9 protein-coding genes are annotated in these 10,274 nt (G+C 59.8%); 4 read left to right on the forward strand and 5 right to left on the reverse strand.

Annotated features, from left to right (window positions below; all coding sequences use genetic code 11):
- The 3 genes from BM131_RS19360 to BM131_RS19370 all read right to left on the reverse strand — a co-directional run.
- The coding region (locus tag BM131_RS19360) for an NAD-dependent epimerase/dehydratase family protein (RefSeq protein ID WP_139222732.1) at window positions 1–528 on the reverse strand (528 nt) is incomplete at its 3' end.
- Window positions 529–577: 49 nt separating this feature from the next.
- Window positions 578–2,101 carry a CAP domain-containing protein gene (locus tag BM131_RS19365; protein WP_090192084.1) on the reverse strand — a complete coding sequence of 508 codons (1,524 nt, stop codon included), beginning with the start codon at window positions 2,099–2,101 and terminating at the stop codon, window positions 578–580.
- A gap of 229 nt (window positions 2,102–2,330) precedes the next feature.
- A complete protein-coding gene (locus BM131_RS19370) occupies window positions 2,331–3,470 on the reverse strand; it encodes a polysaccharide biosynthesis/export family protein (protein ID WP_090192094.1) in 1,140 nt (379 codons plus the stop codon).
- A 180-nt stretch (window positions 3,471–3,650) separates the two neighbouring features.
- On the opposite strand from BM131_RS19370, the gene BM131_RS19375 reads away from it, so the two are divergent.
- From BM131_RS19375 to BM131_RS19390, 4 genes are read left to right on the forward strand one after another with little or no spacing between them, the layout of a single operon-like run.
- Complete coding sequence (locus BM131_RS19375; RefSeq protein WP_090192086.1) at window positions 3,651–4,799, forward strand: UDP-galactopyranose/dTDP-fucopyranose mutase family protein; 1,149 nt, start codon at window positions 3,651–3,653, stop codon at window positions 4,797–4,799.
- Window positions 4,796–5,791 carry a glycosyltransferase gene (locus tag BM131_RS19380; protein WP_090192088.1) on the forward strand — a complete coding sequence of 332 codons (996 nt, stop codon included), beginning with the start codon at window positions 4,796–4,798 and terminating at the stop codon, window positions 5,789–5,791. Before BM131_RS19375 ends, BM131_RS19380 begins: the two co-directional genes overlap by 4 nt.
- Before the next feature lie 58 nt (window positions 5,792–5,849).
- Window positions 5,850–7,202 carry a KpsE/RkpR family capsule polysaccharide export protein gene (locus BM131_RS19385; RefSeq protein WP_245754339.1) on the forward strand — a complete coding sequence of 451 codons (1,353 nt, stop codon included), beginning with the start codon at window positions 5,850–5,852 and terminating at the stop codon, window positions 7,200–7,202.
- A 12-nt stretch (window positions 7,203–7,214) separates the two neighbouring features.
- Window positions 7,215–7,883 (forward strand): ABC transporter ATP-binding protein, encoded by a 669-nt coding sequence (locus BM131_RS19390; RefSeq protein ID WP_090192090.1) that lies wholly within the window; start codon window positions 7,215–7,217, stop codon window positions 7,881–7,883.
- 233 nt (window positions 7,884–8,116) lie between these two features.
- Here BM131_RS19390 and BM131_RS19395 read toward each other — a convergent pair whose 3' ends face one another.
- Window positions 8,117–9,163, reverse strand: coding sequence for a ParB/RepB/Spo0J family partition protein (locus BM131_RS19395; protein WP_245754340.1), 1,047 nt, complete (start codon window positions 9,161–9,163; stop codon window positions 8,117–8,119).
- Between the two features lie 159 nt (window positions 9,164–9,322).
- Window positions 9,323–10,274 (reverse strand): AAA family ATPase (locus BM131_RS19400; RefSeq protein ID WP_090192097.1); only part of this gene is annotated, 952 nt, incomplete at its 5' end.

Here is a 10,274-nt window from a genome sequence, read left to right on the forward strand (position 1 = left end):
CCGCGGCCCCTGCCCGTCTGCAAAACGGTCCAGCACCACGCCGCCCCGCGCAATTCCCGCCGCCAGCGCATCGCAGCCCGCGACATTACCGATCCGCAAACAGGTAACATGAGGCGCGGCGACAGCGGCCTCCATCGCGCATTTGGCGCGGCCGTAATCATTGGCAGGCATCAAGGGCGCATCTTCGCGCAGCAGGCCGGGCTGGGGGCCGTAGACGGCTTGGGTCGAGGCCACCAAGACAGGCACCCCCAGCCGCGCACCCAGGTCAGCCCCCGCCTGCGCCAAATCCGTATTCAGCGCTAATTCCGCCGCACTGCCAGCGGTCACGCCCGCCAGCACCATGATACCGCTGACGGCAGGCAGATCAGGCGCAGGCGCGTTCAGAACATCCCACGCCAAACTGCCCCCCGCCCCGCTGCGGGTCTGCCAGACCGGCGCAGGGCCATCCCAGACCTGCGCCAAAGCACGCCCCAAACGGCCAGAGGCCCCCATGATCAGGGGGCCTGCACTGATGTCGCGTGATGGCATGCCAATCCTCCGCCAACGCCCACCAAAGGGGCGGGGCTGCGGATTTTGGTTAGATGATAACCATGTCGTTGGCCAGAATGCTCAAGTCATCAACACCAATCACAGTCAAAATGTGGTCATTGCCAAAATCGAACACCGCATTGCCGTTCTCAATCTCGCCCAACTGCATTACATCCGCGACGCTCATATCGTCATCACCCAGCCAGCTGCGGATTGCGATGGTGTCGCTGTCGTCTTCAAAGTCCATGATAACATCGTGGCCCGCAGAAAAGATAAAGTAGTCGCGGCCGACGCCGCCCGTCATGACATCGCTGCCCGCGCCGCCGTCAAAGCGGTCATTGCCGTATCCGCCATACATGAAATCACGCCCGCCGTTGCCCAGCAGAATATCAAAGCCGTTGTTGCCATATAGAACGTCATCGCCCTGCTCGCCCCACAGCACGTCGTTGCCGTAACCGCCATAAAGCTCGTCTGCGTGATCTCCGCCAAACAGCTTGTCGTTGTCGTTCTGGCCATAGATGACATCGGCACCATCGCTGCCAATCAGCCGGTCGTTGCCGTTGCCGCCATAGATCGTGTCGTTGCCATCGCCGCCTGTCACCAGATCGGTGCCGCCTTCGCCCCATAGCACGTCATTGCCGCCGCCGCCGTCGATGATGTTATTGCCAGAATTGCCCGTTAGGTAATTGGTCAGGCTATTGCCCGTCAGGCTTAAGTTGCCAACACCAAGCAGCTCTGCGCTGCCGACACCCCAGACCAGCGTGGTATCGCCAGAGGTTTGCAGCAACCGCGTGCCATCGGCCTGAAACACCAGATCAAGCTTTACGTTGCCCTCGCTCAGATCCACCTCGACCACAGACATCAACTGCTGCCCGCTGCCAATTTTCACAGTCATATCATCCTGCGGGGCTACTTCGATGCCGTATCCCCCTGCATCGGCCGTGCGCTCGATTCCCTCTTCGGTCAGGAACCAGACATCAGACACGCCCTCTCCGATGGAGTAAAAACCGTCTCGATCCGTATCGCGATAAGACACGCCAGTCAGAAAAACATCATCCCCCGTCGAGGCAAGGTTCACCGTCAGCATCGAGGAATTATAAGTTGTCCCGTTTTGGGTAAAGCTACCAGATACCTGCCCGATGCCGATCTCTTGCATATTGGCAGCAAAGGTATTCACCCGGTGACCAGAGGATTCATAAAGCCCCTGATGGTGCTGCTCGATCGCGTCTTGCAGGTCCACGCTCCCGGTGCTGCCGACCCAAGCCAGATTTTCGCGCCAAGACCACTGGCCCTGAAATTCGTAACCGTTGTCTTGAATCCGGTCCCCTGCCGACGATCCATCCGCGCCACTGTGGGAAAAGCTATTGGTCGCCAGCATCCAAGAGCTATGCGCATCGGCCGCGCTAGAGAGCTCCTCACTCGGGGCCACCACCTGCAGCGCCTCTGTTCCGATCGTCCCCGCGTCCAGCCCCTCGTTTAGATCTACACCGTAGCGCGCCGCCTCTGCGGCAGGATCAAGACGTGCGCGGTTAATCAGTTCCAACAAGTATTGTTCACTGGCAGTGAGCGTCATGGCAGCCTCTTTCGTCAATCAAATGCGAGGCCATGCGCTTCTTTCGGGGCAGATCCGAAAGCAGGGCAAGACACGCCTATGAGGTCAACAAGAGGCTTGAAATGGGTCAGAGAGGTGGCCGCGTATGGCCCAAAATCAGGCCATCATAGCGAATTTTCGCAACTTTGTGTTTACGAATTGGGGACAATGCGCCCCCGAATGAGGGCGCATTGTCGCTAAACACTGGAAGTTAAAGGTTGTTGAGCCGGGTCTGGGCCAGAACGAGATTACCGAAAAGCCCGATGATCGAATTCGCCGTGCCTAGTGCGCTTTCCGTGACATAGACCAGATCGCCCGATTGCAGCAGGAACTTGCCAGCGCTGAACAAACCATCCGTCTTGGTCAGGTCCATGGTAAAGACCACCCGCTGTTGCGGCGGCCCCTCAAGGCTTGGGATCGCATCAGGACCGGTCGCAGGGCGTACGGCACCAGCGGGGTATTCGCGCATGATCATGATCGCCTGCGGGTTCGCCCGCGTCGCCGCCACGCCGCCCACAATAGACATCGCATCTAGCGCACTGACTTGGGACTTGGGGAAAGCATGCAGCGCCTCTTTTGATGCAGCGCCCAGTGACAGAAAATAGCGGTCGTCAGCAGTAATAACGATCCGGTCGCCGCCTTGCACGACAGTATCCAACGCCGGGTCCTCGAACAGCCGATCTACGCCGATGCCATAGGTCTTGGTGCCCCGGAACAGCCGCACTTGCGGGTTGTTCACACTATCCAGCACCCCGCCGCCTGCACCGATCAGCGATAACAAGCTGACATTGCGGTCTGCTAGGGGGAATACACCCGGGCTGCGCACGCCGGATACGACGGTGGCCGTATTGGCCCGGCCCGGCGCGACAGTGACCTGCACCTGCGCTGATGGCACTGTATCAAGCAGCATGTCCTGAATATGCGTGCGCGCCGTTGCGGCCGACATGCCCGATACCTTCACATCGCCAACAAAGGGCACAAAAATGCGCCCGTCCGTTCCGACTTGCAAACCTTGCAGATTCGCCACTCGTGCGCCCGGCGCGATCAGCAGCGAATTGGCATCCGCATCCCAAATACTGATATTTAGCAAATCGCCCGGCGTAATCAGCAGACTTGCGGGTTGCTCGACATGCTTGATCCACGCATAGGATGTCTGACTAGGATCGGGCCAACCTGAAATTAAGGGCAGGCTGCCGCGTGTGACGGAAAATACAGCAAAGTCTGCCACAGCTCCGTCTGGCGTATGAGCCGCCAGAATTTCTGACTGAAAGCCAGCCCCGCGCGGCAAACTACAGGCCGTCAGCACAAAGCAGAGGCCTACCATTACAACGCCGCGAAAATATACAGTCATCAACCCCCCCGGGAGTCCGGTTTCGGACTTGGCCATAATGTACACTGCGCATACCCTTTCCTGCCCTATCGGCGCAAGTCACAACCCCCTCTCCCTTGTGGTGCCCTTTGCTCCGGACCGCATAATCAGCTAAAGGCCGCTGAAACACGGGTCCGCAACACCGCAAGAAGGATACGCGCCATGAAGGCTAGGCTGATGATGGTAGGCGCAGGGCTGTCCGGGGCCGTTCTGGCGCGGCAATGCGCGCAGGCAGGCTATGATGTCACCGTTGTGGACGCCCGGCCCCATGTGGCGGGAAATTGCCACACCGCCCGCGATGCGGACACTGGCGTCATGGTGCACACCTACGGCCCGCATATCTTTCACACTGACGATGACGGCGTGTGGGACTATGTGCAGCGTTTCGCGACCTTCATGCCTTATAAAAACCAGGTCAAAACCACCGTCGCAGGTAAGGTCTATTCCCTGCCCGTGAACCTGCACACGATCAACCAGTTCTTCGGCACCGCCATGCGCCCGGATGAAGCCCGCGATTTCGTCGCGGCGCAGACCAGCGACATCCCCGATCCGCAAACCTTCGAGGAGCAGGCCCTCGCCTTCGTTGGCCCCGACCTCTACGCCGCCTTCTTCAAGGGCTATACGGAAAAACAGTGGGGCACCTCGCCCAGCAATCTGCCCGCGTCGATCCTGAAACGCCTGCCACTGCGGTTCAACTACGACGACAACTATTTCTTTCATCGCCACCAGGGCATGCCGCGCGACGGCTATACCGCGCTGGTCGCACAAATCCTTGACCACCCGGGCATAACGGTCAAGTTAGAGACTGTTTTCGACCCTGCAGAGGCCGACCAGTGGGACCACGTCTTCTGGTCCGGCCCGCTTGATGGCTTCTTTGACTACAAGCTCGGCCGCCTTGGCTACCGCACGCTGGACTTCGAGCTGTTCCGTGCAGATGGCGACTGGCAAGGCTGTGCAGTGATGAACCATCCTGATGCAGACGTCGCCCATACGCGCATCAGCGAACACAAGCACTTCGCGCCTTGGGAAAACCACGACAAATCAGTGCTTTACCGTGAATTCCCCCGCGCCTGCGGCCCCGATGACATCCCCTATTACCCGATCCGTCTGGCAGAGGAAAAATCACTCCTCGCCGACTATGTCGCCCTCGCTGAAACCGCGTCCAATGTCACCTTCGTTGGCCGCCTCGGCACCTATCGCTACCTCGATATGGATGTGACGATCCGCGAGGCGCTGGATCTGGCCGATACCTTCCTTGCCGCCCGCACCGCTGGCACCCCTGCCCCGCGTTTTTCCAAGGCCCCCCTATGACCCAAACGCTTTGCGCCATCGTCGTCACCTTCAACCGGCTGCACCAATTGCAAATCACCCTGCCCGCCTTGCTGGCAGAGGATGTCGACCACATCATCGTCGTCGATAACGCCAGCACTGATGACACCGGCACGTGGCTTGCCGCGCAAGCCAGCGACCGGGTCCGCGTCGTGTCCCTCGACACCAACACAGGCGGCGCTGGCGGGTTCGAGGCCGGGATGGATTACGCAAAGTCCACGTTAGACCCTGATTGGGTCGTTCTCATGGACGACGACGCCCGCCCCCAGCCCGGCGCGCTGGCAACGTTTCGCAGCGAAACACCCAGGCTCGAGTCCGATTTTCCCAACCTCGGCATCGTCGTCGCCGCGGTCTTCTATCCCAACGGCACCCTGTGCGAAATGAACCGCCCCTCGCGCAATCCGTTCTGGAACCTTGGCTTGTTCGCCAAGACGCTGATCAAAGGCACCCGTTCCGGGTTTCACCTGACTGACGCCGAATTCGCCCAGGACGCCCCGGCGATCCCCATCGATGTCGCATCCTTCGTCGGCTACTTCGTCCACCGCCGCGCATGGGAAAAATCCGGCCTGCCCGAAGGCGGCCTGTTCATCTACGGCGATGATGTCCTGTATTCCCTGCGCCTGCGCCGCGCCGGGTTCGCCATGGCCTTCGCCCCGATGATCCGCTTCACCCACGACTGCGGCACCATGGGCGACGGCTTTGTCTACCGCCCGATCTGGAAGATTTTCTACCACTGCCGCAACGGCGTCAGCATCGCCCGCCAAGCCGCCGGCCCGGTGATCTTTCCGCTCGCACTGGCCTATTACACCGTCATCTGGTGGCGCCGCGGGCAACATTGTGACGGCACCGAACGGCAGCTTTACTATAAAATGATGCGTATGGGCCTGATCGACGGATTGCTCCGTCGCCGCGGCCGCAAAGCAGCGGTTCACGATCTGTCGCAGGCACTGGCCCCCTCCGCACCAAAAGCGTAGATTGCGCCAACCGCCCATAGGCGGAACGCTCAAAGGCCTCACGCTTAAAGGATCCTCCATGACGCAAGACCCCGCCGCCCTCGCCAAGACCGAGCAGGCTATCGAACTGAGTGAGGACGACAAGAAGGACCCCGAAAAGCTCCGACTGGTCCAGGCCGTCAATCTGGCAAAACACCGCCAAGAAGAAGCCGCCCGCGAGATCCAGCGCCTGCGCCGAGAGTTGGATGACGCCGTTCTGACCATCAAAGAAGGCAGCGCGCTTGTGCGTCCTGTCGCTCGTCCGGCCAAGATGCGCCGGCGCCACTATGGACTTGTCGTGGGGTTCGCCGCAATCGTCTTGCTGCCCGTTGGTCTCGTTGCGGGATATCTTTATACCCGCGCTGCAGATCAATATGCCTCAACCATGGCCTTTACCGTCCGGTCCGAAGATATCAGCTCTTCTGCGGCCGACCTTTTGGGCGGAATCGGTGCCGGTCTTGCTGGTGCAAGCGGCGGCTCTGCTGGCGGTGACGCCGACATCCTTTATGAATTCATGCACAGCCCCGACATGGTCCGCCGCGTTGGCGAACAGATCGACCTACCTGAAGTCTTCAGCCTGCACCGTGATCAAGACCCAGTCTTTTCTTTGCCCGAAGACAGCACCATCGAAGACCTGACCAATTACTGGTCCAAGATGCTGACAATCTCTTACGATTCCGGCTCTCATTTGATGGAAGTCACCGCCCGCGCCTTTACCCCGCAAGACGCCCGCACCATCGCCGAGACTGTGTTTTCCGAAAGCAGCCGGATGATCAACGCGCTGTCCGACATCGCCCGCGCCGATAGTACGCGCTATGCCGCAGAGGATCTGGATACCGCGCTCACGCGCCTAAAAAAGGCAAGAGAGGCGTTGACCCAGTTCCGTCTGGCGAACCAAATCGTCGATTTACAGGCTGACCTTCAAAGCCAGATGGGTCTTCTGGCCAGTCTGCAAGGCCAGCAAACCGAGGCGTTGATCGAACTCGACCTGATCTCTGAAACCGCGCGTCCCGGCGATCCGCGACTGGAACAGGCACAGCGCCGCCTTGCGGTAATCGAAGCGCGCGTGGCCGACGAGCGTCAAAAATTTGGGGCCGGCGGCGACGGCCCTGGCGGCGAGAGCTACGCCAATACCGTGGCGCAGTTCGAAAGCCTGACCGTCGACCGCGAATTTGCCGAACGCGCTTATGCCAGCGCCTTGTCTGCCTATGACACAGCCAAGGCAGAAGCGAACCGCCAAAGCCGCTATCTGGCCGCTTATATCACACCCACGCTGGCGCAGCAGGCCGACTATCCTCAGCGGATGCGGATCATCGCGACGACAGCCCTGTTTGCCTTCCTGATCTGGGTCATCAGCAGCCTGATTTTTTACGCTCTGCGTGAACGTCGTTAAAGGAATAAGGTCATGATCGTGCTTCAAAATGTCACCAAGACGTTTCGCACCGGGACAACACGAAAGACCGTGGCCAACAACATCTCTGCGACCTTTCCCACGGGAAAGGTCGTTGGGCTGCTCGGGCGAAACGGCGCAGGCAAGTCGACAATGATGGATATGATCGGGGGATCAATGAACCCCGACAGTGGCCGTATCATTACCAAAGGCACCGTGTCATGGCCTGTTGGCTTCGCCGGTAGTTTTCACCGCGATATGAGTGCCGCGCAAAACACCCGTTTCATCGCTCGCGTCTATGGCGTTGATACAGATGAGCTTTTGGATTTCGTCGCCGATTTCGCCGAATTGGGGACGCATTTTCACGAACCCATCCGGCACTACTCTTCTGGTATGAAGGCGCGCCTCGCCTTTGGTGTCTCTATCGGCATTCCCTTTGACACCTACCTTGTGGATGAAGTCACCGCTGTTGGCGACGCTAGCTTTCGCCGCAAAAGCCGCCTTGTGTTCATGGACCGCATGGAACGGGCAGGGGCCATCATGGTGACCCACGCCATGGGGCAAGTGCGTCAGATGTGCGATGCAGGGGCCGTGTTGGAAAACGGAAATCTGACATATTACGACGACGTGGATGAAGCGATCGACGCTCACCATAAGAATATGGGCACTGGCGAAGAAGCCTGACACGTCTCGCTGCGAGACATCTTCGCGTTGCTGATCCACCCGCCAAAATACATTTCAAAAAGTAAATGTTTCGCATGCGATACATATTATGTAAAATAGCGCAGATCAGGGGAGGGCGGGATAGACTCTGTTTCTGGCACCCCCGACAAACAAAAGCGCGCGGCAGGGTGATCCTGCCGCGCGCTTTTGTTTTATTATCGAGGCTCTAAACTAACGTTTAGAGCCTCATGTCGCTAGACTTTGTCCAGATCTCGCAGCGCCGTCATTAGGCGGCTGACAAAGAAGCGGTTTTCCAGCGCGGGGCCGGTCAGACGATATGCGCCGTCCTTCTCAATCCGCAAAACCAGACCCTCACAAAGGCTTTCAGGCTCTGAATGCTTGCGAGGGCGCTCGCCTGTGATCATTGGCGCGCTAGGTGTTTCGCTGCGCGACAAGGTGCGGGTGATGATTGCGCCTTCTTCTTCGGCGCTGCGCTTGGGGGCGGCGTTCAGGGCGCTGATCAGTCTCGGCGCAAGGCTTTCGTCCGCCTCTAGCGCTTGCACCAAAGCCAGACCGCTGCGTTCGGTAATCTCGGTGGGGTGTTTTAGACCCTGATCCAGCTGCCGCACGAGGGTGACGAACTGGCCAATCTTGGACCGCTTGGACCGGGACACTGCGGCGAACAGCTGGGACAGCGCGACACGGTCACTGCGGAACACGCTGCGATCTACCGACCGCGCCACGATGCGGGCGCGTTCATAGTAGGACAGGCCGACGCGGATCTCGTTTTCCTCGACCATCGCGACATAGGATTCAGCGGCGTCGGCGGGATTACGGATCAAGGCCAGAACAGACTCGAACGCTGGCTCTTTCGTCTCTGACAGCAAATCGCGCAGCGCACCAAGGCGGCGCCAGCCAGAGATCAGACCGTAGCGGCCATCTTCCAAAGCCACGACCTCGATCGCAGTTTGCTGGCCGCGCTGGCGGATGCTGTCTTTCAGCACAGCCATCTCTTCTGCGTCAGCAGCGATACGGTCACGGACCAGATGCTCTGCGTCGATCAGGTGTAGCGGCAGGCGCTGGATCAGGCGCCCTTCGTTCCGGGCATCGGTCAGGGTTTGCACGACTTCCGCCAGCGCATTGGCGCTGGCGGCGTCATGGGCCACATCGGCAATAGGCGGGCGAGGAGACCCTAAACCCCGGGTTAGGGTCGCAGTACTTTTGACTTCTGGTGCCGCTGCGGGATGGGGCAGGCCGGTGGACAGCCCCAATGTCGGTGTCAGGCGCTTACGCTTGGCCACGGTGTGATCCTTTCGCAAAAAGGGCAGGGTGGTACGAAGCGGTTAACACCCCATAACCCGGCCGTGCGGTGGCCCATGCGCGGACCTGAAAAAGGGGGGCGAAAATACATTTCAAAAAGTAAATGTTTCGCATGCGATACATATTATGTAAAATAGCCATCAGCTGGCTGCCGGGGCGGCCGCAGCCTTTTCCGCCTCTTGCATCGCGAGTTCGTCCTTGCGCCAGGCGCCCAACAGCAGGGTTTTGAAGGCGGCATAGGTTGCGTCAAACGTCTCGCGACCCCGTGCATAGGTTTCGCGGTTGAAGTCGCGGTAGTCGGCTTCATAGATGCCCTGGACCTGTTCGCCAGCCTGACCGATCAGCGCGGTGAAGTCTTGGCGGTGCGGCGACAGCGTCTTGCCGAGATACGCTTGCATGAGCCCTGCCAGTTCCGCCTGCTGGTTGCCATCATAGCGCGTGACGACGGCGCGGACCGCGTCCCACTGGAACGCCATCTCTGGCCGGCCAAGGGCGCGGGCGGCAAGGTTCTCTCCATCCTCGATGGACTGAAAGGTGGTGTGGAGCATGTCGAAGAAACGGCCGGTAGAGTCGAACTCTAGGAACGAGGCGCCGACGGGCACGAGAAGAATGTCAGCGGCGGCGAGGCCATTGATCGTCAGGTAGCCGAGGGCAGGGGGGGTGTCGATGAAGACGACGTCGTAGTCGTCCAGCACGCCGTCCGCCTCGAGCGTGTCGGTCAGCGCATCCCACAGCTTCCAGCCGCGGCCTTGCATGCGCCAGACAGGGACTTGGAATTCGGCCCAATACAAATTCAGCTGGGCGCCGATCAGGTCGATATTGGGCCAGTGGGTTTTTTGGATCAGGGTTTGCGCGGTGACGCCAAGCGCCTCGGTCAGCGTCTCGTCCAAGGCGATAGGGTTGTCGCCCCGGTCCATCCGCCGCTGGTTGTCGGACTGCAGGTGTTTCGCATAGTGGCGGGCAAGCAAGGGAAAGACCGTCTGCCATTCATCCGCAACGCTGCCGCCAAAGACCGATGTCATCGAGGCCTGACTGTCGAGGTCGATCACCAGCACGCGGTAGCCATCCAGCGCCGCCGACATCGCGAGGTGC

It is taken from the genome of Loktanella salsilacus, assembly GCF_900114485.1.
GTDB classification, from domain to species: Bacteria; Pseudomonadota; Alphaproteobacteria; order Rhodobacterales; family Rhodobacteraceae; genus Loktanella; species Loktanella salsilacus.

Bases quoted from the DNA above. Each gene is read 5' to 3' on its own strand.
- BM131_RS19365 (WP_090192084.1), bottom strand. From the start codon at position 2,101: ATGACGCTCACTGCCAGTGAACAATACTTGTTGGAACTGATTAACCGC.
- BM131_RS19370 (WP_090192094.1), bottom strand. From the start codon at position 3,470: ATGACTGTATATTTTCGCGGCGTTGTAATGGTAGGCCTCTGCTTTGTG.
- BM131_RS19375 (WP_090192086.1), top strand. From the start codon at position 3,651: ATGAAGGCTAGGCTGATGATGGTAGGCGCAGGGCTGTCCGGGGCCGTT.
- BM131_RS19380 (WP_090192088.1), top strand. From the start codon at position 4,796: ATGACCCAAACGCTTTGCGCCATCGTCGTCACCTTCAACCGGCTGCAC.
- BM131_RS19385 (WP_245754339.1), top strand. From the start codon at position 5,850: ATGACGCAAGACCCCGCCGCCCTCGCCAAGACCGAGCAGGCTATCGAA.
- BM131_RS19390 (WP_090192090.1), top strand. From the start codon at position 7,215: ATGATCGTGCTTCAAAATGTCACCAAGACGTTTCGCACCGGGACAACA.